The organism is Salinivibrio kushneri, from assembly GCF_027286325.1.
Taxonomy (GTDB): Bacteria; Pseudomonadota; Gammaproteobacteria; order Enterobacterales; family Vibrionaceae; genus Salinivibrio; species Salinivibrio kushneri_A.
In genome coordinates, this window is record NZ_CP114589.1 from 343919 (window position 1) to 368211 (window position 24293).

The following is a 24293-nucleotide window of genomic DNA, read 5'->3' on the forward strand; positions in this document are numbered from 1 at the left end:
AAAATGGCCATTAAGACCTCTGATTTAAATGCGCGTTTGTTTGCCAAAGCAGACAAGCGACGAGCGACGACAACGCAAGAAGCTCAGAGTGCAGCGAGTGAGAAAGCGGCAGTCATTGAACTGGCAGTTGCCGGCGAGCACACGGTTGAATTTGAGCTGGTAAAAGTCCCTGCCGGTGAGATCCGAGATAAAACGACTGTTTTTGACAAGAATGCGCGAGAGCAGTCATTTCTGAATGAACTCGCCTTATCCGATATTTTGGTGACGTTAAAAGCGCATGGCCAGCAGTACCCTGCAGTGGGTCGTTGGCTCGACGACGGTCGTATCGAAGTTCTCGACGGTAGCCGACGCCGCATGTCGTGTCTGATTGCGGAACAAGATTTCTTAGTATACGTGGCGAAAGGCATTAGTACTCGTCATGCTAAATTCTTGTCAGATGTCGCGAATGCGCACAAACCGTTATCGCTTTATGAACGCGGTAAAGAGATGCAGGCAATGTTAGACAGTGGCGAAGTGAGTGATCAAAAAGCATTGGCGAGTGCATGTCAGTGCAGTGAGGCCTTGGTCAGTGGCGCCTTAAAAGCCGCCGCCCTGCCCTTACCGCTACTGCAGGCCTATCCGAGTGTATCTGAGCTGGGACGGCCGACCATTGTGAAGTTGCACCGCTTGTATTTCAGTCTCGACGCGTCACTGCAACAAAAGCTGGTTGCTAAGCTTGGAGACACGCCTTTATGGCAACAGGTGGATGCGCAAGGTGTCACGCGTATTACGCGAGAAGTCACCCAGTTGATTGAGCAGTTTAAGGATGAACTTGTCGAGCCGACATCCAGTGAAAAAGAGCAAGCGCAAACGCTGCTTGAAGGGCGTGCGTCATACCGACGTAAAGGCAACAATTTGAGTATTAACCTCAAGAAAATCAGTGACGATGACGCGGAGCGTATTTTAGCGCTGATTAAACAAACACTCGATAGCTAATTTCTCTGCCGGAATCGAGACAGTAAAAACGACATGCCTAGCGTGTCGTTTTTTTTTTGCGTGTTATCATCCCCTATCCGCTTGGTAAAAAGCCTTATGGAAACATGATGACCTTACCCACTTTGAAAGACTTTTTTGAGCCGCTTATCTTACGTGCTGTGCATCAATCCCACCGCCAACTGGTTTGTGTTGATCAGGATTTAGCGACTGTACTTGCTGGATTTGATGAGACACAACCCCCATTGATTGTGGGAAGCACTGAGCATGGTTTGAGTTGGCGCCAAGCACATCAAAAGTTAGGACAAGAATGTGGTCATTTAGTGGTAGAGGTGAACGCGCAATTCAATGCCGAAGCCTTTTGTGCCATTGCTGGTTGCTGCCGTGCGGGTGCGTTAATTGTGCTCCGGATCGCCGCCCTCGATGATGATATTCCCCCATCCGTGCAACGCCTTCTTCGGTGTTTAAGTGAAGACGATAGCGTCGCATTTAATTGTCATTGGCTGCATCGTTTACCTCAGCAACGTCCAGCGAAACATCAAACGCATTCAGTGACTCAGGAAGATGCGATTGCAGCCGTGGAAAAAGTCGTGACTGGACATCGGCGTCGTCCTCTGCTGCTAACCGCTGATCGTGGTCGGGGTAAATCCGCTGCGCTAGGGATAGCTGCGGCTAACTTGATGATGAATAAGCCAAGACGCATCATTGTGTCATCGCCTTCCCCTGCCCATGCAGCAACGCTTTTTCATCATTTAAAAGCCACACTTAAGGTCGATGAGGCGGGGCAAAATATCGACTATCAAGGAAGCCAGGTACGCTTTATTGCCCCTGATGCACTGCTACAAGACGCGCCAGCGGCAGATTTGTTATTGGTCGATGAAGCGGCTGCGATCCCACTGCCGATAATAAGCCAATGGCTTAATCAATACAGTCGCGTCGCGATTGCAACGACGGAACATGGTTATGAAGGGACAGGACGTGCTTTTACTCTCCGACTCAAGCAAATGTTGGATGTTGAGCAGCCGCAATGGCGCACATTAAAGCTCACGGCGCCCATGCGATGGGCTGACGATGATCCGGTTGAGCGAACCTTGAACGCTATCTTTTTACTTAATTGTGATGACGGCTTAGCGATCGATCAGGCCGATATGCTTGAGACAGAGTGGGTTAACGATATAGTGATTGCACCGCTTAGCCGTCATCAGTTGCATCGAGACGAGGCGTGTTTACGGCAGCTATTCACCTTACTGATCGCGGCCCACTATCAGACATCCCCTAATGACTTAGCCCGTCTTCTGGATGATGATGCGGTTTTAATCTTTGCCGGCTGGCTCAATAATAAATTGGTTGCTGCGTGTGTGGTGAGTCAAGAGGGAGGACTTGATTGGCAAACTTGCCACGCGGTGGTCGCAGGACAACGCCGGGTAAAAGGTCATCTTTTTAGCCAATCTGTCGCTGCGCATTTGGGGAGCGTTGAGGTCTTGCATGATCGTCTTTGGCGAGTGCAACGCATTGCTGTGGCCGAACCTTATCGACAGCAAGGTGTCGGTCAACGGTTGCTAGCTGCCGTGAATAAGCACGCCGCTGAATCCTCAGTGGTTGGGATAGGTGTTAGCTTTGGTGCAACCGCATCGCTGACTCCGTTTTGGTTTAAGCAAGGATTTAAGCCGGTTAAGCTGGGATTAAAACGTGATCAAGCCAGTGGTTGTTATTCGCTGCAAATGCTTAAACCTATACAGCCCTTGAGATGGTGTGATCAGGCGTTGTGCTTATTTAGGCAAAACCTTCCCATTCAGATGCTCACTAGCCACCAACGGATGGAAACTGATATTGCTGCGTCTATCATTTCAGGGTTACCAACTGCACCGCTATCGGAAGAAGTAAGACAACAACTCGATGGTTTTGTCGCCGGTGGAGTGGGGGTTGATGCCGCACTCTCGAGTCTACAGGCTTGGTTATATCATCATATCGGTCATTATGGGGAACAGGGTGAAAATGCCACATTACCCATTTTGGTTAGCCGCATTTTATTAGGATTACCTTGGTCTATTGTTTGCACTAGGTATCGACTGGCAGGAAAGAGAGACGCGGAATCTCGGATAAGAGATTATGTTCAAACGCACATGACGACATGATCTATTTACACTGTAAACTGAACACGTGCCAGTGACTTGGTTTACAGTGTAAACCCTGTCGCTTGTTACGCTTATTTACACTGTAAATTGTTCTACTAGCCTCACTATGGTGGTCGTGCAGAGGGCCAATGATTTAATCCTATCCTGGTCACGTTTTTATCAGTGATCCTGCTCCCATGCGAGATAAACCTGTATAATTTATTATAAATGAGACAATTGCGCGCACTTGCATAGGATCTGGGCTAATCTAAGCAGTGACGACAGTCGAGTGCAAGGTTCCACAAGATGATGGAACAAGCGCATTGCCAAGTGGTTTACCTGGCTAATAAAGCCGCCACAAGGAACAGATAGGCAGGAAGCGAGATGCTAGACGATATCCTCCGCGTCTCTCAGGATGGTCAGCGTGTATATTTATCGGCAGGGAAAGTCGAGCATACAAATGGCCAACCGATAGAGAAAAAACAAATTAAGGACTGGTTGGTGAGCAACCAAGTCGAAGGCTTTTTTTGTTTTGATGATACGATAGAGTCAGCATTAACCAAGTTAAATTCCTCACCGGATGACGCTGAGCCGGAAGACTTCATTATTGCTGAACGCCGCGATGCAACCATCGAATCGCGTATCGCTGATGATAAAATGACTGCCTATTTGGTCGTTAACGGCGCGTGTGGTGGACGTGGGTTGAAAGCCGATGACATTCTCTCTACGTTGCGTGAGGCCAATATTGTTCGAGGGATAAAAAAGCCGACCCTACAAAAACTTCTCTCCGCATCAGGAAAGCTCAAACCTGGTGAATACCTTGATGTCCCCGTCGCATTCGGTCGACAGCCTATTGCGGGCGAAGATGCCCACCTTGTCTATCTTATTGAAGATCCCGCTGAGCGTGTTAGGCGTCCCAAACAGCGTGAAGATGGAACCGTTGACATGCGCGATTTGGGTGAAATGGTGATGGTTAAGCAAGGACAGCCTTTAGCTAAACTGATCCCTGAGACATCGGGTTATGAGGGCTTCACTGTGACTGGGTCGGTTTTATCGACATCTGCCGGTAAGCCAATGACACTGACCGCTCACCCAGGCAGTGAGTTGAGTAATAAAGACCCTAATATTTTGGTGGCGACCATGGCGGGGATCCCACGGCTACAAAAAGACGGCGTGGCTGTCGATGATGCATTGAGCTTAGATGCGGTTGATGTCGGCACGGGGCATGTCAACTTTGAAGGCAGTGTGGTGATTAAAGGTGATGTTGAAGTGGGTATGAAGGTCACAGCATCGGGAACGGTCACGGTCGGCGGTGTGGTGGAATCGGCGACCATCACCGCCGGCGCAGACATTATTGTCCAAAATGGGATCATTGGTCGACAAGTCGCAGCAGACTCTGACATCAATTGCACCTTGGTTGCGGAGGGCAATATCGTTGCTAAGTTTGCGCAATATGCCACGCTCTGTGCCAATCAAAACCTAGAACTCACCTTGCATGCTATGCATTGCAAAACCCATGTGGGACAGTCAATCGTCATCAGTGATGCCACCAAGCGCAAAGGCACATTGGCGGGCGGTAAACATGAAGTTGGCGAAAAAGTACAGGCGGTGATTATCGGTGCTAGCGCAGGAGCGCATACGTATATACATTGCTTTCCGCGTCTGCCGATACTTAAACGGGAACTCGTCAATTTAAACAAGAGCTGGGAAGAGAAAAGTGCCCAATTGGATAAGATCCAGGCGGCAGAGAAAAAACTTGAAGCGGTTCCAGAAGAGAAGCGCGATGCGGCCATGGTGGAGAGAATAAGCTCGACACGCGAGCACCTTTCTACCGCGTTAAGTGAAATAGAAGCCTTGGTGGAAGAAACAGATGCAGCAATAGAAAGCGGATACCAGACGGCCAGCATCATTGCGACTAAGTCGCTACTGAGTCGAGTCCATTGCACTATTGGCGAAGAAAAGCACCTGGTTCACTCAGAGCACGGCCCATCACATTTGTTTTATGATAATGCCGCGATTGAATTAAAGCCGTATCAAGCTAATGGCTAATGCTGGTTTACAGTGTAAACTGTTAGCTAACCTTACGGATTTTCCCTTCTTTTAGCGCTTGAAGCACCGCCTTTTTCGGTCCATCTGCGACGACACATCCTTCTTCCATCACGATAAGACGGTCAACCACATCCAGCATGCTGGTTTTGTGGGTACTGAGAATGAGTGTCTCCTCTTTGCGTAAATCTTTTAGCTGGGTCTTAATGAACTGCTCTGTACGGTTATCCATCTGACTGGTTGGTTCGTCGAGTAAAATCACAGGTGGGCGGCCTAAAAAGGCGCGAGCAATTGCAACGGCTTGCCGCTGTCCCCCTGATAATAAGGCACCGCCTTCTCCAACCTGTCTTTCGAGTCCAGAGGCATGGTACTGGGTGAAACTTAATACGCCGGATCGGGCAGCTGCGTCCATAATATCGATATCATCGGCAAGTGGCTGGCCTAGGGTCATATTGTCTCTGATTGAGCCAAAGAATAGTGTCGGTTCTTGAGGGACAAACCCAATATTGCGACGCACGTCGATATAATGAAGCTGTGATATCTCGGTATCATCGATGGCAACCGAGCCTTGAACTGGAGAATAAAGGCCGACGATTAGTCGGGCAAGCGTTGTTTTTCCTGAACCAATTCGGCCAATAATACCAACTTTTTCTCCGGGATAAATCCGAAAGGACACTTGGCGCAAGGCGAGGGCAGTGGTGTCGGGGTAATGAAAATCAACTTTATCGAACTCGATTTTGCCACGCAGCATCGGGCGGTGGATATAACGCTGACCTTCGGTTTGTTCCGTGGGCAGTGCCATCAGTTGGTCAATGATATCGAGTGCTGATTTTGCTTGGTGATAGCGCGTCGATAACAAAGACAGCTGAACCAAGGGCGCGACTGCTCTTGAGCTCAGCATACTTGCCGCAATCAATCCCCCCATGGTCAGTTCGCCCGCGGCTATTTGGTAGACACCAAATACAATCATACTGACGATGACAAACTGTTGAATAAAACTGGCCGAGTTATGGACAGAGTCTGTGAGACGACGTGTTTTGATGCTCCAGTTTGCCATATGGGCAACCGCTTCTTCCCAGCGATACTGAAACTGACTCTCTGCCCCGAATATTTTAATCGTCTCAAGCCCTGACAGGCTTTCTATGAGGTTGGCGTTCTTTTGTGAAGAAAGACGTGTCCCTTCCTCAATCGTGCGCCTCAGGGGCTTTTGAATGAGCCATGCATGGATGATCAACAAAGTGACCGCAAGGATAGGCACGATCACCAAAGGACCGGCAACAAACCAAATGACAAGCAAGAAGATAATGGCAAAAGGGAGGTCAATGAGAGTGGATATCGACGCAGAGGTAAAAAATTCGCGGATGGATTCAAATTCTTGCATATGCCGAGCAAATGCCCCCACTGAAGGCGGTTTGGCGTCCATTCTTATCCCTATGACTTTGGCATAGATGCGCGACGAAATAAGCAAATCCGTTTTCTTACCTGCAATATCAATAAAGTAACTGCGCAGCAGTTTCAGGAGTAAGTCGAAGATAAAAATGACCAAAATCCCACTTGCTAGCACCCACAGTGAGTCGAAGGCTAAATTAGGCACGATTTTGTCGTAAACGAGGCGAGAAAATAGTGGCACACTAATCGCAAAGACATTGATAAAAAGTGAGGCGATTAAGACATCCCGGTAAATATGACGTGATTGCCAAAGTGTGCCCCAAAACCAGTGGCTCTCATCCTTCACTTGTGCTTTTGGCGCGCGTTCATCAAAGCGATATTGCTTTTTCAACAAAAAAAGTCGCCCCAGATACGCGTCGTCAAGATCATCAAGCATCACCCATCGAGGTGTCATGTCTGCATGAGGCAGAACAATTTCCGCACGACCCTGTTGTGAGTCTACTTCTAATACCACGCACGCATCGCTATCTTTCATGAGCAAAATGGCTGGGCAGAGCAGCGAAGAGAGGCGTTCGAGCGGCATCGTTTCTTCTTTCGCAACAATCCCCGCTCGCTCAGCCGCGCGGGGAAGCAAAAAAGGTGAGAGGTAGCCGTCGGAGACGGGGAGCCCAGACACAAGAGCATCGGGGGAGTTCGCGTTACCGAAGTAACGCGATACATAAATCAATGATTGCAGGAGCGGATCTTTAACCATGGCTGTCCTGAGTATTATTGAAGATATAGCCTTGGAAACCATTGACGAACAGCTCGGAAAGGCGGGCAAGCTGTGCGTCTGTTTCCACACGCGTCGCGATAGTGGTGATGTTTAAGTTATGCGCAGTGCGACAAATCGATGCCAAAACATGCCCTTGGGCCTCGTCTTCTATATGACTGGTATAGGCAAAGTCTATTTTTACGTAATCGGGCTTAAAGCGTTGTAAGTAATCCAAAGACTGGAAGTTACGACCATAATTATCGACCCCAAACTGGAAGCCTGCTTGACGGATTTGATCGGTCAACAAGCCAGTGTGGTCAGCGTGACGGACAAACGCGACTTCTGGGATCTCAAATAACAGTTGGCCGGCCAGTTTGCGATGCTGGTATAGGGTTGTACCCAACCAACGAATAAATGACGCATCAGTCACACTACTTAAGGTGAGATTAACCGCCAATGGCCCGACACTAGCGTCTTGAGACAAGGTTTTGAGCACGTGACTAATGACATATTTATCGAGGGTTTCACCCAGTTGGAGCTGCTCTACAGCCCCTAAAAAGTGCCCAGCGCCATAATAGTGCTCGTCTTTTTCTATCGCGGAAAAGACCTCTTGATGCAGTCGGTTTGATTCGCTGTCTGTGGCGGGTTGGTATTTGAACACAAATAGGTCTTTGGCCACGGCTTCATGCAGCAGTGCTTTCCATTGCTGTTTACCCATTGCAGCGTCACCGATAGATTGATCAATCAGTACGACAGGGTGCTCCGGCGTATTGCGTGCTTGTGATAAGGCATTATCTGCTTGTGACAGCAGCACGCTGGCATCCTGGTTCCCACCACCATTGATGGCTAACCCAACCGCTACCTTAGGCGGGGTGAGACCGGTCGGATCCGCTTGCATGTCCACGACCATGGCTAGCACACTCTCGCCGAGCAAGCGTAAGTCATTAGGGTCTGAGTTAGGGGCGAGGATCACAAATTCATCTTTGCTCAAACGCGCAGCGGTCATGCTGTCGTCGCTAATAATCGTGGTAGTAAGATTATTAGCAAATTGCTCAACAATGCGATCCCCAGTTTCAAAGCCTTGGTTTTTATAGGCCTCCCCGATGAGATCCACTTTGATTAAGGCCATACCGCCAACACCAGATTCGGTTAACCAAGATTTAAGCTGGCCGACATAGAAGCTGCGGTTGCCCAAGCCAGATACCGCATCTCGATAGGCGGTTTTACGTAGCCGATCGGCTTCTTTAGCTTGCTGTTCAAAGTAGTTTTTGAGCTGATCGGTCATGACATTAATGGCATTGACCACGGTCTTAAGCTCTGTCGTGGGAGGAAGCGGAATGGGATCACCAAATTTGTTTTTGGCGATTTCGCCCGCTTTAGCAGTAATTCGTGCAAGCGGTCTCAGGGAGCGCTGTAATTGCCAGCCAATGATCACGGACGCAACCAAAAAGATGATCGCCATAATTGTTCCTAACTGAACAAATGACTTCCATAATTGCTTATACGCATAACCTGGATGAGCGACCACTTCGACTTCGGCAAGTTGCATCCAACCACTGGTGATGGTTTGTTTTTCTGTGATCACAGGAAAAATATCGAGATCGATAAACCACTGAGGAACACCCTGAATTTGTACAGGGTACTCGCGAATAATCTCACTGTTATCTGACAGCAACGTCAAATTAACCTCTCGGTAAAAGCCGCCATCAAAAAACGCATTGATCACTGACTCGGCGGCGACTTTATCATCCGACTCTAAATAGGGTGCCAAGGCGAGCCCCATCGAATTGACCGTGTTGTTGACATCAGAGGTTTGCTGATTGAGTAAAAAGTTGCGTGTGGTATTCAGCTCGATACCGAAGACGGCCAGCACTATGCAGAAGAAAATCACTAGCATCCACGAGAATATTTGATTGAATAACGTCATCGGTGTTTACCTATCAAATTGTCTAATCGGTTTTTGCATCTTTAAGGTGTCGATACGACTACGTAAATCGTTCCAAAGGCCAAGCCGGGAAGCGTTGCCTGCAAGCTCGCCTTGGCCGCGCTCTTTCATTAACCATAGTCGGCTACCATTAAAGCTATATATAGGAAGCAGATCGCGTCGTAACGACGCACGTTTAATTGCTGGGTCTAAGTTATCGAGTAGCACCGGCTCGGATGATGGCGTTGGGTAATACGCAACGACCATATGAAATTGGTCGAGACGGATTGCTTTTACGTACACCAGTCGCAGCTTTTTATCATCAATGCCTAACTCCCGAAGCGAAAAGTATTTTGCGATACTAAAGTCTTCACAGTCACCGCCCGCTGCGCCAAGAAACTCTAAGGGCGTTGCCCAATAGTCTTTTTTGCCCCATAGGTCAATATCATCGACAAAGTACAGCTGATTAAAAAAATCGTTCACCTTGCGCAGCTTCTCTTGCTCTGATACGCCTTGTGTATTTTCCACCATGTTGCGCCATGCCGTGACACGCTTTCCCGCGCGTTCACCATAAAAACTCGACACTTGTCCCACCCAGCGTGACTCCTTGGTGGTCAGGCTCATCGCGCTGAGAGAGAGCAACAAACATAACCCGGCAATATGCCATTGCTTCATAAATGTTTTCGCTTTAAGTCTGAGGTCGACGCGTGAAGATGGTCCATGCTTTCTCGACATCCCCTTTAAAATTTAATACTTCACCACTGACTCGCCGATACTTATCGGCCGGGTCACTACCATGCCTCGCATCCATCTCTCCTTTGGCAACCACGTCGATACGTTGCGGTGTAATGCCACGATCGATAAGCGCACGCTTGACGGTCATTGCTCGACGATAAGAGAGCGCGTGATTGTAGGATATCGAACCGTCCGCACTGGCGTGACCGGTTAAACGGAGCTTGGTGTCAGGGTAATCCATCAGAAAGTCTGCCATAGCGTCGATATCGGTTATAGCGCTCGTTGTCACTTTTGCGGTATCGAGGGCAAAGTACACATCGATTTGTCGTGCTGATGCGGTGGGTGACTGGCGTTCGGTGGTAGGTTGAATGTAATTGGGACAGCCTTGATTATCAACGACGGCGCCACGTGGTGTCTTGGTGCATCTATCACGGGCGTTGATCACGCCATCTTGATCGCTGTCGGTCACGTCATGATTTTGCTTGGCCGTAGGGGGTGGAGAGATTGCCACCGTACATCCGGTGACGAGTACAAGAATCAGGCTCAATCCTAATGCTCTCATTCCGTTTCTCCTTCTGTTCCTTGCCACTGTTTAGGTAAGGAGACTCTCAAGGCTTCCAATAAGTGACCGGTATTGTTGAGTAAACGATACTGTGCAAGTAAATGATCATAGTTTGCGTCTAGGTAAGCGCGTCTCGCCTCAAGTAGTTCGTTTTCAGTATTAAGCAGGTCGAGCAGCGTTCGTCGCCCAATTCTAAATTGTTTTTCATACGCTTGCACTGTATCCGAGGCGGCATCAACTTGCTGCTGCAAAAGGTCTTTTTGTTGCTCGGTGAGCTGGAACGCACTCCAAGCTAACCGGGTGCTTTCTTCTAATTGTCGATAGGCGTTATCAAAAATATCTTTGGCTCGATTCAACTCATAGGCGCCTCGTCGGATATCGGCTTGATCGCTACCGCCATTAAATAGCTGATAACGCACGCGTAGCATGGCGCTAAATTCATCACTAAAATCATCCACGCCGCTGACTTCATCCGCCCAAGTTTGGCTGACTTCTACACTGATGTTTGGGTGGTGAGCTCCTTTAAATTGTTGATACTGCGATTTTGCCGCTTCAATATCGTAGCGCGCCAGTTTGAGTAGCGGGTTGCGTTTGACGGCTTGTTCAAGGGCGCTATCCAGTGAGCTTGGGAGGCGAGCATCATCAATAACGGGTTGGACAGGGTTGTTCGCAGGCTCGCCAACTACGCGAAAAAATGCGGTAAAGGCATCTTCTAGGTTAGTTTCAGCTGACAAGAGGTTGGCTCGGGCCCGAGCAACGCGCGCTTGGACTTGGGAAAGATCCGCCGTTGAGCCTATCCCCGTATCTGCTCGGCGACGAATATCCGACAGAATGTCTTCATGTACTGTCATGTTCGCGCTAGAGAGATCCAGCACCTGCTGGGCTTGAAGTATCTCAAGATACACCTCTGCGACTTGTAGCGCTTTATCGGAGGCATCTGAACGCAGTTGAAAGCGTTGGCTTTCAGTCTCATACCGATTACGATCAATGTTGTTGTGTGTTTGTCCATCCCACACTAATTGCCGAAGGTTAAGGGTGGCATCTTTTCTGGCAAAATCGAGGTCATCTTGCGCTTGTGTTGTATCATTATCGATGCGTTCGTAACCGATCCCCGCATTCAAATCAATGTCAGGTAGATAGTCTCCCTCACTCGCCTTTGTTCTCTCATGGAGGCTTTGCAGCTGATGAAATGCGCCACGCAACTCAGGATCCGTGGCAAGCGTTGTCACAACGGCTTGCTCTAGTGACTGGCTATGAGCTGGCGCGATCACGCCAATTGTTAGGGCGACGAACCAAGATGGTTGCCAAGGAAAGTGGTAAGCCATAAAGCCTGTTGCCTCTTTATTCGCGCAATGCGGTCTTTTGCGCGCGCGTAATGGGATTGAGTAAATAATCCAAAACCGTGCGTTTACCCGTGATAATGTCGACGGAGGCTGTCATGCCTGGAATAATGGGTAAGCTTTTTTCTGTGCCCAAGCTGTCCTTTTCGGCACGTATTTTGGCGAGATAAAAACTGTTCCCCTCTTCGTCTTCGATGGTATCTGCACTGATGGTTTCAAGCCTGCCATCCAGCCCGCCATAGACAGTAAAATCGTAGGCGCTGAATTTGACCACTGCACTAAGCCCTGGACGTAAAAAAGCAATATCTTGTGGGGCAATTTTCGCTTTAATCAAGAGGTTATCCTCGGACGGTACGATCTCTACAATGTCCATTCCAGGTTGAATGACCCCGCCTACTGTGTTGACGTGCAGCTTTTTAACCGTTCCATTGACAGGCGAGGTCACCACGGTGCGTGAGACCTTATCCTGTAATCCAACACGCCCCTCAGACATCGCGGCAATTTGTTTCTCTACTTGGTTAAGTCGTTCTTGTTGGTCGGTGCGAAACGTCAATGCAACATCGATACGTTGGAAAACGGCCTCACGCAATGAGGAGACCACAGAAGGAAGAGAAAGCTGCGCAGAGGATAATTCACGCTGAGTATCATTTAATTGGCGCTGGAGCTTGAGCAAGTCGATTTTGGGGACAACGCCTTCATCGGCAAGTGGGCGTGTGATGTCGAGCTCCTCTTGCGCGAAGGCTTGGCTTTGTTCGAGATTCGCGATTCGAGACTCCAATTCGACAAGCTCTTGCTCCTTTTGCCGGATCTTTTGCGCGGTTACGTAAAGCTGATTTTGAATATTAGAAAGCTGCTCTTGATATCGTGCTTGTGTCTGTTTGATCAAGCCTGGGCGTGTCGTGCTAAAGACGTCCGGAAACGAGAGCGGTTGGCGCTCAAGTACGATGCTTTCTCGCCATTGATCAAAAGGCACGGTTTCATCGACACGAATAGCGGCGAGCAAGGCTTGCAGGCGCAACTTATCTGCGCGTAGACCAAGCAACTCTTGTTCTCTTTCTCGGAAGTTGGCCCGAAAGAGGGTATCGTCAATGAGGATAAGCCGTTGCCCTTTCTTCACCTTGTCGCCTTCTTGGACTAAGAGTGCTTTGACCAAGCCCCCCTCAAGGTTTTGCACAACTTGAAGCTGTGAAGAGGGGATCACTTTTCCTTGCCCGACGGTCACTTTATCGAGCTGTGCTTGTGATGCCCAAGCCGTGGCGACAACCAAAAATAGCACGATAGTCCATAGCAAAACTCGCGCACTTTTCGGCGTGTTGAGTAAAAGTGCGGCCGTCTTGTCATCGATGTAGTCGAGGTGCTCATCTCGGGGCAAGCTCGCGCGAGATTTATCACGTATCGCCATCTGACCCCCATCGGGTGTTTCACGTCTTTCAAGCTTAGCCTATGGTGCTGATTTTTTGCAGACTTTCTCATTCTCCGAGTGAGGCTGCGCGATGACCAAGCAGGCGGCTCACGTTGACAGGCCTGAGAAATGAAAAGCGTCGAGGTCATTGATCCCAGTTTCTGTTGCCACGGTAATAAATTGCACTTGTGTATCGATAGGTACCTGCGCAAAATAGCTGAAAATAAACGAATTGGAGAAAGCAATGGAGTTGTCAGATATTCGAAGAGAATATACCCAAGGGGGATTACGTCGTGACGATTTACCCGATGCACCCATGGATTTATTTGGCCAGTGGTTACAACAAGCCATTGATACCCAAGTGCCTGATCCAACCGCAATGACTGTCGCCACGGTCGATGAAGATGGGCAACCTTTTCAGCGCATCGTTTTGCTTAAAGACTTTAATCAAGAGGGGTTTGTTTTTTACACCAACTTGGGGAGTCGCAAAGCGCTACATTTGAAAAAAAACAGCAAGATTAGTTTGCACTTTCCTTGGCACTTTATCGAGCGGCAAGTTCATATCATGGGTGAGGCGGAGCCTCTGAGTAAAAAAGAGGTGTTTAAGTATTTCACTTCTCGCCCTAAAGAAAGCCAGATCGCGGCATGGGCGAGCAAACAAAGTGAACGTTTATCAGCCCGCTCAGCGTTAGAGGGCAAGTTTTTGGAGCTGAAAAAGCAGTTCGAGAAAGGAGAAGTGCCTGTCCCTACATTCTGGGGCGGTTATCGAATCAAGCCCCAAAGCATTGAGTTTTGGCAAGGCGGCGAGCACCGCCTACACGATCGTTTCTTATATCAGCGCCAAGACGATGACAATTGGGCGATTGAGCGTTTAGCGCCATAGTCGACGCCACCTTGATGATAACGACGAGGGCCGTCTCTGGCCCTCATCAAGTAGAATTGACGGCGAGGTGGCTAACCGTTGGGTTGATAGCTGTCTGGTTAATCTCGCAGCACGACAGATAATTGTTGAGTTAATAAGCTTTCTGGAATCGCGGAGCCAAATCCTTGTGCGAGCGCATGCTCTAACAAACCAGCTTTGGAGTCGACATCGAACTTTTCGCGTAAATGCGCAAAGTGGTTCTCGATGGTTTTGACGGAGACTGACAATGTCTGCGCGATCAATTGCGGTTTCTTGCCATGCAGATGAAGAAAAAGTACCTCCCGCTCTCGTGACGTCAGGTGCACCTGAGCTTCACCATGATGATGATCGGATAACGCCTGTTCAGGGTGTGTGACTGCACGGCACACCCAATGCCCCACCTCTAAAATGGCGGTATCACTGAGCTCCTGACCACAGAACATGACCCCACAAATATGCCCTTGCTCATTGAACCAAGGCGTTTTGGTAAACAGGTGCGCATGCCAACGGCCATTGGCATAGGGATGAATATCGAGCACACGCAGTCGTTTTCCCGTTTTCATCACATACTGGTCTTGCGCTTGAAATTGATCAGCGCAACGCGTGGTTGGGCAGGGCATATCATGGTCGGTCTTGCCTATGCAGTCTTGCGGTTGTGTGAGGCCCATGAGACGGCAGTATTCACTATTGGCATAGACAAACACCGACTGTGTATCTTTGCAGCCCCAGCAGCCAGGTAATTGCTCTAGCATAGACAGAGCAGGGGGAACGAGACTCATATTGCTTACCCATTCATTGTTATTATTATTGGACGCAAGCGCCCATCAAGATATAGAAAAAGGGACAAGCTATTGGAGCATAAAAAAAAGCCGGCATAAAGCCGGCAAAGACAAGATTTCCCTTTCAGGACATATCCTGTACGACGTGTAGAAGAGGTTGTCGAGATACCAAGCGACTGCCTGAGGGTAAGTGACGACGCTGGTATCTGACTGCACCTAACAGTGTTAGGAACTGCTATAAACGTATTCATCGGGACAAATCACGTTTACGAGGCCTACTATATCCAGAAGATTAGACGTTGGGTAGGGGGGATTTGACCTATTGACATGGAATCAAGCAACTTAATATAAAGATTGTTGATTGTCGCTCGCTCGAGCGGGCTTGATCTTGTCTTGGTTGCGTCGGTGTCTAGGGCCAAAAGTATCAAGGTAAAATGGCTTGTACCCAACTACCCAACACAAAAACGCCGCTAAGAATAGCGGCGTTTGTTTTCTACCATGGTGACGAGACTCAGTGTGGCGAGATTAAGGTGTTTTGATATCTCGCACCACGCGGAACCCAAGGTAGTTAGCGCTGGTATTCTCTCCTAACTCCAAACGCTCGGAAACGCGAGATCGTTGAGGTGAAAAGTTCCACGCACCGCCACGCGCGACAGGGGTATCATTGCTCACCCACTCCCAAACATTCCCTGCGGTGTCATAAACACCGAATGGGTTAGGCGGAAAGCTTTTAACTGGCGAGGTGCGGTCGTTTGACCATACCGTGCCGCTCCAGCCTGTATTGGCATTGCCGACACCGATTTCATTGCCCCACCAGTAATCGCTTTCAGTGCCACCGCGTGCCGCCACTTCCCATTCAACGTCATTAGGAAGCGCGTAGTGCTGTCCCGTTTGCTGGCTTAACCACTTGGTGTAAGCCTCGGCATCATCTTTATTCACACAAACGACCGGAGAGTCAGCGGCTTGATCAAAGCCGGGTTGACGCCAATCTGTCTCTAAGCTTTGGTTGATCTCGCCATTCACCAGCATGTTGCAGCCGTTACCTTGTTCGGCCGCGGTAACATAACCGGAGGCGGTCACAAAGGCGTCAAACTGCTCCACCGTGACGGGCGTGGCACCCATCGCAAATGATTGCTGAATGGCGACATTTTCACGTGCATCTGGCCCTACTTTGTATTCGCCAGCGCCGATCACCACCATTTGCGGTGCTTCGAGATTATTGGCAACAGGATCAGTGAACTTTTTACCTGGGCTTGGCGGCTGATTAGGCTGCTCTTTAAGTTTGGCCCACACCACTTGATCTTTACCGAGGTAAACGTCGCGGTCATAAGGCACAAAACCAGGTTTAGTGACTGTTAAGTCATGGTTACCCACGGGTAGCATGAGCTCTACAGGCGTGCTGCCGTATGACACATCATTAATGGTCACACTGTCATCGTAACGGTTAGACCGTATTGTCACGTTCACCCAGCGTTTTGCTTGCTGTTTACGATTGGCTTGCTGCTGCGCTTGGGTGGTTTCAACACAATATCTGTCTTCCAGATCAAGCAGTCGACATGCTGCCGTTTTATCAGGGCGGCTAACCATTTCGGCAGTGATCCGTGTGGTGTAATCCATGCCACCGGTAAAGCCGGCATCCACCACTTCACTATTAGTTACGTGAATGTTGAATGCGACTTTATCGATATTTTGTTTCACCGCACTGGATTCAGTGACAAAGTCGGTGACCTGACCACGGAATTCACGAATGGCTTTTTGCATCGTCAACGTCTTGCCTTGATTCGCGCACGCCGACAATGTCATGTTGGGCGAACAGGTCAAGCTATGGACAACTTCAATAGTGTCTTTTTGGGTGAGTTCTTTACGTAGACGCTCCGCGCGCGCTTCGCGCATGGCTTCATGTAAATTCTCAAGGGTTGTTGCCAATAACGCTTGTTCTCGTTCTAGTTTCGCCAGTCGTTTCTTCTGCTCAATAATGGCGGACTCGTTGGCAGCTTGTTTTTGCTGGTGGTTGTTCACCTGCTGCCATGCTTGTTGATAGGCCTGCTGATACGGGCTGATATCTGTGCTCGGATCGGCAATTAAATCCTGAAATTTCGCATCCAGCTCTGCTTTAGCATTACTGCGCTTGCGCTTCAGGTTGCTGAGCTCATCTTCTAACGTCGCGCGCTTGACCAAAAGGTCATCCAATTTCGCCTGCTGCAGAGCCAGTTCATCGTTTCGAGTCTCCAACGTTTCTTCTTTATCGCGGAGTTTCTCAACCAACTCACTGACCGGATCGAGATTATCAGCGGAAGACGCGTTTTCAGCGAACGCCAACTCGGTTAGCAGTAGGGGAGGGAGCGCTAAGCATAACGCTTTTATATATTTCGTTGTCATAGTTCCCTTGCTTACGCATGTCGCAATAATAATACCTATGTCCAAAAAGTAGACTATCACGGAAACCCGCGTTGCCACGCAAACCGTGCTAATTATTTGACGGCAGTCAGCATTCTGCGACGTGATCGGTGCAACTGTGCTCATGGTTTTTATGTTTATGCGAGATTACCTTAAGCGGTGGCTTGCTTCAAATAAGATTGCGTGACGGCACAATAAAACGGAAGAATGATCAAGGTGTTGATCCGGTTTGATCGTCTCGAAACGATGATCAAGTAAGTGATATCTTCATCGAATGAAATATAAAATGTTGATTTTTAGGTTTTTTTAACATTTAAGAGGTGGTTTTTTTATCGCGTTACTGCCGTTGTTAACCGGATCAGTACGAAATACATGAGGGATCCTTCGCATTTTTAGCATCAAAATGACAGAAGCCGTAAAAAATACACTACTTGATCATTGTTCCGGAAAGTTGAGAATAAGAACCAAGAATCCGGTCGCACACGGGTGATAAGCGTGCCAGAATATTGAAAAAGGGAGTTGAATGTTTGGCGGTAACCCCGTAATTCACACTGAGAGGGAGAGCATGGTGACGAAAACACCCAGAGTCTCTGAAGTGATCGCCTTACCTCGGCAACAGCTTCACCATAGCCATGAGTACAAGCAGGTCGTGATTGGTCTGCAAGGACAAACTGAATTTGATGTTGATGGGCGAGGTAGCTTGGTGGGCCCAGGCCAAGGTTGTTTGGTGGGAGAATCACAAGAGCATGCCTTTACCGGCGTAGGCCGTAATGAAATTCTGGTGATTAACCTTCCATACCAAGAATGGGTGGGGCATGCGTCCATGCATGACAACATTGCACGTTTGTTTAGTCGCGAGCCTTATTTTCAACTCGATACCCATGCGCAAACGCTGATCAAGGCGCTGACAGCAGAGATGATCGCCAACCCCTCTGATTTACTGCTTAGCCGTGCGTGTGCGGATACCCTGATGTGTGTGTTACATCGCCATTTCCGCGATCATGTTTCTCCGCGACGTGATGGTCATCGTTTAAACATGGACATCATTGACCGTTATATTCACCAGCACATAAGCCGCAAGATCTCGGTGGCGCAGCTAGCAGGCAGCGTATTTCTGGCTGAAAGCCAATTCCACCAGTTATTTAAAGAGCAGGTAGGCACCACGCCGCATCAATATGTGCTTGAAAAACGCTTTGCTTTAGCGAAACAGCTGATTAAAGAAAGTGAATTGACCATGGCACAAATTGCCGATAGTTGCGGTTTCTCTAGCCAGAGCGGTTTCACGAATGCGTTTTCCCGTTATTTTGGTCTCTCTCCTGCCAAGTTTAAAGGCGCGAGTTAAGCTTGCTCGGATGTGTTTTCGCCGTCTCCGGCATCAATAATATGCACTTCATTTGTTATGCCATTATGGCGATCGACAGCTTTATTTGTTAATCATCGGAGGATTTTGCAATAATGCCGGTGTATTTTGTAAGACCCTACTGATAGACCACGCATAGAATCGATCGCAAAGTAACAATGACGTAACATTTTTCCTGCCCGAGTTTGGGAGGACGTGAGTGAGGATACCACTATGTTTAAAGCCATCGATGCTATGCAGCCCTCGTTTATCGAGCGCCCACTAGCGCAGATCTGGTCTGAAATCTCGCCGCTGTATTGCGTTGACGAAAGCCTATGGCTTCAACAGTTAATTCCCTTGGCGGAAGCTTCTGACAGTGAGCGTGAGCAAACACGTCGTCAAGCCACGCAGTTAATTGAGCAGGTGCGGGCGGATAAAAAAGCGGTCCAAATGATTGATGCGCTCTTGCTGGAGTACAGCCTAGATACCCGTGAAGGGATTTTGTTGATGTGCCTGGCTGAAGCGCTGATGCGGATCCCTGATTCGCATACGGCCGATGCGCTTATCCGCGATAAACTGAGTGTTGCAGACTGGAAAGCCCATTTGCGCCATTCCGATTCCCTGTTTGTTAATGCCTCAACGTGGGGGCTGATGCTCACCGGAAAAGTGGTGACCTTGGATGAAAGTACCGAAGGGAAACCGGCCTCTGTTATAAACCGTCTTGTTAACAAAATGTCCGAGCCGGTGATTCGCCAAGCCATGCATCAGGCGATGAAAATCATGGGCCACCAGTTTGTGCTTGGCCGTGATATTGATGAGGCGCAAAAAAACGGTGAGGGCCCACGCAATAACGGCTTTACCTACTCATTCGATATGTTAGGGGAAGCGGCACTCACTCAAGAAGATGCTAAAGCCTACTTAGCGGACTACTTACAAGCGATTGAGTCTGTAGGAGATGCTAAATCGAGCTACCAAGGCCCATCGCCATCAGTATCAATTAAGTTGTCGGCTTTGCATCCGCGCTATGAAGCGGCTAACTACGAGCGCATGATGGACGAAATGTTCGATACTGTGCTGGTACTGCTCAAGCGCGCCCGTGAAAAAGATGTCGCTATCACCATCGATGCTGAAGAAGCGGATCGTCTAGAACTCTCGCTAGCCTTATTTGAAAAGCTCTATCGCGACCCTGTGGTTCAGGGCTGGGGGAAATTTGGTCTGGTGGTGCAAGCCTATTCAAAACGCGCGCTCCCTGTGATTACCTGGTTAGCAGCGTTAGCAAAAGAGCAAGGTGATGTGATCCCCATGCGCTTGGTAAAAGGGGCGTACTGGGATAGCGAGATTAAACTGTGTCAGCAAGGTGGGCACCATGGTTATCCGGTATTCACGCGCAAGGAAGCCACTGATGTCTCATACCTCGCCTGTGCCCGCTTTCTGTTGAGCGAGCATGTCCGCGGCCTCATTTATCCGCAATTTGCCAGTCATAACGCCCATACCATCGCCGCGATAGCCTCGATGGCAACGCATCAAGACTTTGAGTTCCAGCGCCTTCATGGCATGGGTGACGCGCTGTACAACCATGCAAAAGCGTTGTTTAACACCGAGGTGCGCATTTATGCCCCAGTGGGCAGCCACAAAGACTTGCTCCCTTATTTGGTGCGTCGCTTATTGGAAAATGGCGCAAACAGCTCTTTTGTTCACCGCTTGGTCGACGCTCGTTGCCCGATTGATGATCTTATCGCCGATCCTGTCGATACACTGCGCGCTCACCCAACACTGCATAACGATCGTATCCCCCTGCCGTTAGATATCTTTGGCGCGTCGCGTAAGAACTCTCAAGGTGTGGCCACTGATATCGACTCTGAATGGCAGCCATTCACCGCAAGCATCGCTCCCTTTATGGGCGCCTATCAGTGGCAGGCTGGCCCCATTGTCAATGGTCAGCGCCTAGCCGGTGACACGCATCCTATCGCTGCGCCTTATGATCGCGAAGAGTCAGTCGGCCAAGTTGACTGGGCAACGTCTGACCAAGTCAACAATGCGCTAGATATTGCCGCGAATGCTTACCCAGAGTGGTCGAAAACAGCGGTCAGTGAACGTGGTAAGTACTTACTTGACCTGGCTGATAAACTTGAAGCGAATTTAGGTGAGTTGGTGGCTATTTGTCATCGCGAAGCCGGTAAAACGATTCACGACAGCATTGATGAAGTGCGTGAAGCGGTCGATTTCTTGCGCTACTACCCCGAGCAGGCCAAAACGTTGCAGGGCGAGCCGCTTTCATACACAGGCTTTGATGGCCAGATGCAGTCCGTGAGCTACCAAGGTCGTGGTGTATTTACCTGTATTAGCCCGTGGAACTTCCCATTAGCTATCTTCTTGGGGCAAGTCAGCGCGGCGCTGGTGGCCGGTAATACCGTGGTGGCAAAACCGGCAGAGCAAACCTCCATTATCGCTTATCGCGCGATTGAGTTGCTACTTGAAACCGGGATCCCAACAGGCGTTATCCAACTGCTTCCGGGCAGCGGCCCTGTGGTGGGGGCACCATTAACCGAAGACAGCCGTATTGCCGGCGTGGCATTTACAGGGTCAACACCTACTGCACAACGCATCACACGTACGTTGGCCGAGCGTGACGCTGATCCTGTGCCTGTGGTGGCAGAAACCGGCGGACAAAACGCCATGCTAGTAGACAGTACCGCCTTACCCGAGCAGGTAGTGCGTGATGTGTTGCGTTCCGCGTTTGCCTCGGCGGGGCAGCGTTGTTCAGCCTTGCGTGTTCTATACATTCAAGAAGATATCGCTGATCGTGTGATTAACTTGATTAAAGGGGCGATGGCGGAGCTGTCTGTCGGACGTCCGGAGCGGCTTTCTACCGATGTGGGACCGGTGATTGATCAAACCGCGAAAGACAAATTGCTCGCTCACATTGAACAAATGAAGCGCAGTGGCAAGTTGGTCACCCAAGTCCCGCTTTCATCTGAGTGTGATAAAGGCACCTTTGTCCCACCGACAGCCTTTGAAATTCGCAGCATTGACCAGCTGAGCGAAGAACACTTTGGTCCGATTTTGCACATTGTTCGCTATCGCGCCAACGAGCTCGACAAAGTGATTGATGATATCAACCGTACTGGTTTCGGCCTGACAATGGGTGTGCATAGCCGTAATGAAACCACGTGTGCACACATTGAGCACCGAGCGCGCGTGGGTAACTGCTATGTAAACCGCGACCAAGTGGGTGCGGTGGTGGGGGTTCAGCCTTTTGGTGGCCGTGGCCTGTCAGGCACCGGCCCGAAAGCGGGCGGACCACATTATCTCTACCGCTTTACACAAGCGTCAGTAAACGTTCAATAAGCCGGTTGGTATCAAGATCAGGAGAAGCGTGATGGAGCAATTAAATAACGTTTTGGAGCAGTGTGACGCGGTATGGGAAGACTGGAACGATCAAACCGTTGCAGGACGCATCACTCTATTACAGCGGTGGTCTGAGACCGTTGCGGCACGGGGAGATGACTTTGCCAAAGCGGCGAGCATGATCCGTTTTCAGTGCGATAGCGCAGATCGACTGCTCAACAAAGTACATGAATTACCAGGGCCAACAGGGGAGACTAACGAGCTCTATACGGCAGGACGTGGCACCGTCGCAGTGACGGGAGACGCATTGCTCACGCCCGTTGCCTTATGTGGTCAGTTAGCCGCTGCGTTGGTCGCTGGTAATTGTGTGGTAGTGAGTGTTGAGGGCACTCACGCTGATATGGTCGACGCTGTACTGGCCGACCTCATTAAAGCCGGATGTCCAGATCGTGTGGCCGTGCGCGTGAGTATTGATGCGCTCAACGATCTCTTGGCTCATCCGCATATCGTCGGGTTGGCAACGACAGGGGAAGACGCACACGTGCGACACGTCAACCGCCAGCTCGCGCAACGTAAGGGTGTGATTGCCACACTGGTTGCAGAAACTGACACGGCTCATTATCCCGTGATTGGTTCGCCCGACTATGTGTTGCGTTTTGTGACCGAATGCACCCGAACCATAAATATCACTGCTGTAGGTGGTAATGCCACGCTTCTGGAACTCGGCAGTGGTGAACATTAACTTTCCAGAAATGGCCCCGATTGGGGCCATGTAATTGAGGGACAGATATGATAGACAATAGCTATGCCATCAGTGCAACCTTTCTGGCATATCTCATCATGATGCTTGCCATTGGTGTATATGCCTACAAACGCACATCCAACTCCGAAGACTACTTCCTCGGGGGGCGTTCGTTAGGCCCATGGCCTGCTGCCTTGTCAGCGGGTGCATCAGATATGAGTGGTTGGTTGCTGCTTGGTCTTCCTGGCTATGCCTACGCTGCGGGAATGGAATCACTTTGGTTAGCAGGCGGTTTGCTGTTAGGCACTTACCTGAATTGGTTAATTTGTGCCAAACGCCTGCGTACATACAGTATTGAAGCAGATAACGCATTGACGTTACCGGAGTTTTTTGCCCGTCGTTTTGAAGACAAATCAAAACTGCTGCAAACCATCTCTGCTTTTTTCATTTTGCTTTTCTTCCTTTTCTACACCAGCTCGGGCTTGGTTGCAGGCGGCAAACTCTTCACCACGGTGTTTGGGTTTGATTACACCACCGCGGTGGTCATTGGCACCATCTGTGTCGTGTCTTATACCTTGTTCGGTGGCTTCTTGGCGGTATCTTGGACTGACTTGGTACAAGGTTTGTTGATGGCGGCAGCCCTGCTTATTGTGCCTTTCGTGATCATGGACGGGAGCACCTTTAAGCTTGGCAGCGATGTGGCGGCTGTTAACCCTGAGTTGATGACGCTCTGGCGTGATGTTGAGGGCGAGCCGCTATCTTGGATCGGCATTGTATCGCTTGCAGCGTGGGGACTGGGTTACTTTGGACAGCCACATATCCTGGCACGTTTCCAAGCCACCCGTTCAAACAAAGACATCACTACCGCGCGCCGTATTGCCGTTGGTTGGTCTGCGCTGTCAATGTTTGGTGCGGTGCTTATCGGGCTGGTGGGCATTTTGTACGTACAAAACGACATGACAGCCGATCTGAAGGATGGCGAGAAAATCTTCATGCTTCTCGTTAATGCGGCATTCCACCCTGTTATCGCGGGTATCCTGCTCGCCGCCATTTTGGCTGCGATCATGAGTACCGCGGATTCACAGCTACTGGTTTCGTCGTCTGCGTTAGCGGAAGATTTCTATAAGCAGGTGTTCCGTCCAGATGCCTCTACGCAAGAAGTGGTGATGGTTGGTCGTGGCGCTGTTATCTTACTCTCGGCGATTGCGCTTGGCTTAGCGATGGATCCAGAAAGCTCAGTCCTCGGCCTCGTGTCTTATGCATGGGCGGGCTTTGGGGCTGCCTTTGGCCCAGCACTGCTGTTAAGCCTGTTCTGGCGTGACATGAACCGCAATGGTGCACTGACGGCGATTTTGGTCGGCGGTGTGACGGTTGTGGTATGGAAACAGCTTTCAGGTGGCATTTTCGATTTGTATGAAATCGTCCCTGGCTTTATCTTCGCAGGATTGGGTGCCATTTTGGTGAGTAAAGCAACGGGTGGCCCAAGCGAGTCGGTATCAAAGCAATATGAGTCTTATGAAAAGAGCTTAGAAACCATGGCCTAAGCCTT

At 49.6% G+C, this 24293-nt stretch carries 16 protein-coding genes; 8 read left to right on the forward strand and 8 right to left on the reverse strand.

Going from position 1 to position 24293, the window contains the following annotated elements; translation table 11 throughout:
- Positions 1 to 3 precede the first annotated feature (3 nt).
- From N8M53_RS14410 to N8M53_RS14420, 3 genes are all read left to right on the forward strand, one after another.
- Positions 4 to 975 carry a ParB/RepB/Spo0J family partition protein gene (locus N8M53_RS14410; protein ID WP_269580057.1) on the forward strand — a complete coding sequence of 324 codons (972 nt, stop codon included), beginning with the start codon at positions 4 to 6 and terminating at the stop codon, positions 973 to 975.
- A 104-nt stretch (positions 976 to 1079) separates the two neighbouring features.
- The gene (locus N8M53_RS14415) at positions 1080 to 3107 is read left to right on the forward strand and encodes a GNAT family N-acetyltransferase (protein WP_269580058.1); all 2028 of its coding nucleotides are present in this window, start codon (positions 1080 to 1082) and stop codon (positions 3105 to 3107) included.
- Between the two features lie 363 nt (positions 3108 to 3470).
- Positions 3471 to 5135, forward strand: a complete 1665-nt coding sequence (locus N8M53_RS14420; protein ID WP_269580059.1) for a DUF342 domain-containing protein — start codon at positions 3471 to 3473, stop codon at positions 5133 to 5135.
- Positions 5136 to 5157: 22 nt separating this feature from the next.
- Here N8M53_RS14420 and N8M53_RS14425 read toward each other — a convergent pair whose 3' ends face one another.
- The 6 genes from N8M53_RS14425 to N8M53_RS14450 are packed head-to-tail and all read right to left on the reverse strand — an operon-like array spanning position 5158 to position 13238.
- Complete coding sequence (locus tag N8M53_RS14425) at positions 5158 to 7275, reverse strand: type I secretion system permease/ATPase (RefSeq protein ID WP_269580060.1); 2118 nt, start codon at positions 7273 to 7275, stop codon at positions 5158 to 5160.
- On the reverse strand, positions 7268 to 9202 hold the full coding sequence (locus N8M53_RS14430) for an EAL domain-containing protein (protein WP_269580061.1): 1935 nt from the start codon (positions 9200 to 9202) through the stop codon (positions 7268 to 7270). The genes N8M53_RS14425 and N8M53_RS14430 overlap by 8 nt, the downstream gene beginning before the upstream one ends.
- A 6-nt stretch (positions 9203 to 9208) precedes the next feature.
- Complete coding sequence (locus tag N8M53_RS14435; protein WP_269580062.1) at positions 9209 to 9874, reverse strand: transglutaminase-like cysteine peptidase; 666 nt, start codon at positions 9872 to 9874, stop codon at positions 9209 to 9211.
- Between the two features lie 13 nt (positions 9875 to 9887).
- Positions 9888 to 10496 carry an OmpA family protein gene (locus tag N8M53_RS14440; protein ID WP_269580063.1) on the reverse strand — a complete coding sequence of 203 codons (609 nt, stop codon included), beginning with the start codon at positions 10494 to 10496 and terminating at the stop codon, positions 9888 to 9890.
- On the reverse strand, positions 10493 to 11821 hold the full coding sequence (locus tag N8M53_RS14445; protein WP_269580064.1) for a TolC family outer membrane protein: 1329 nt from the start codon (positions 11819 to 11821) through the stop codon (positions 10493 to 10495). The genes N8M53_RS14440 and N8M53_RS14445 overlap by 4 nt, the downstream gene beginning before the upstream one ends.
- Positions 11822 to 11837: 16 nt before the next feature.
- Positions 11838 to 13238 carry an HlyD family type I secretion periplasmic adaptor subunit gene (locus N8M53_RS14450; protein WP_269580065.1) on the reverse strand — a complete coding sequence of 467 codons (1401 nt, stop codon included), beginning with the start codon at positions 13236 to 13238 and terminating at the stop codon, positions 11838 to 11840.
- A gap of 244 nt (positions 13239 to 13482) precedes the next feature.
- Between N8M53_RS14450 and pdxH the strand changes: the two genes are divergently transcribed.
- On the forward strand, positions 13483 to 14121 hold the full coding sequence (gene pdxH / locus N8M53_RS14455) for a pyridoxamine 5'-phosphate oxidase (RefSeq protein WP_269580066.1): 639 nt from the start codon (positions 13483 to 13485) through the stop codon (positions 14119 to 14121).
- Positions 14122 to 14219: 98 nt separating this feature from the next.
- On the opposite strand, the gene N8M53_RS14460 is transcribed toward pdxH, so the two are convergent.
- Both N8M53_RS14460 and N8M53_RS14465 read right to left on the reverse strand, forming a co-directional pair.
- Entirely contained in the window at positions 14220 to 14918 is a 699-nt protein-coding gene (locus N8M53_RS14460; protein ID WP_269580067.1) for a helix-turn-helix transcriptional regulator, read from the reverse strand.
- Positions 14919 to 15443: 525 nt separating this feature from the next.
- A complete protein-coding gene (locus N8M53_RS14465; RefSeq protein ID WP_269580068.1) occupies positions 15444 to 17297 on the reverse strand; it encodes an SUMF1/EgtB/PvdO family nonheme iron enzyme in 1854 nt (617 codons plus the stop codon).
- Positions 17298 to 17880: 583 nt separating this feature from the next.
- On the opposite strand from N8M53_RS14465, the gene N8M53_RS14470 reads away from it, so the two are divergent.
- The 4 genes from N8M53_RS14470 (at position 17881) to putP (ending at position 24288) form a co-directional block, all read left to right on the forward strand.
- The gene (locus tag N8M53_RS14470; RefSeq protein WP_269580069.1) at positions 17881 to 18657 is read left to right on the forward strand and encodes a helix-turn-helix transcriptional regulator; all 777 of its coding nucleotides are present in this window, start codon (positions 17881 to 17883) and stop codon (positions 18655 to 18657) included.
- Positions 18658 to 18888: 231 nt separating this feature from the next.
- The gene (gene putA, locus N8M53_RS14475) at positions 18889 to 22002 is read left to right on the forward strand and encodes a bifunctional proline dehydrogenase/L-glutamate gamma-semialdehyde dehydrogenase PutA (RefSeq protein WP_269580070.1); all 3114 of its coding nucleotides are present in this window, start codon (positions 18889 to 18891) and stop codon (positions 22000 to 22002) included.
- Positions 22003 to 22033: 31 nt separating this feature from the next.
- Entirely contained in the window at positions 22034 to 22744 is a 711-nt protein-coding gene (locus tag N8M53_RS14480) for an aldehyde dehydrogenase family protein (RefSeq protein ID WP_269580071.1), read from the forward strand.
- Between the two features lie 47 nt (positions 22745 to 22791).
- Positions 22792 to 24288 carry a sodium/proline symporter PutP gene (gene putP, locus N8M53_RS14485; RefSeq protein ID WP_269580072.1) on the forward strand — a complete coding sequence of 499 codons (1497 nt, stop codon included), beginning with the start codon at positions 22792 to 22794 and terminating at the stop codon, positions 24286 to 24288.
- The last annotated feature ends 5 nt before the right edge of the window (positions 24289 to 24293 follow it).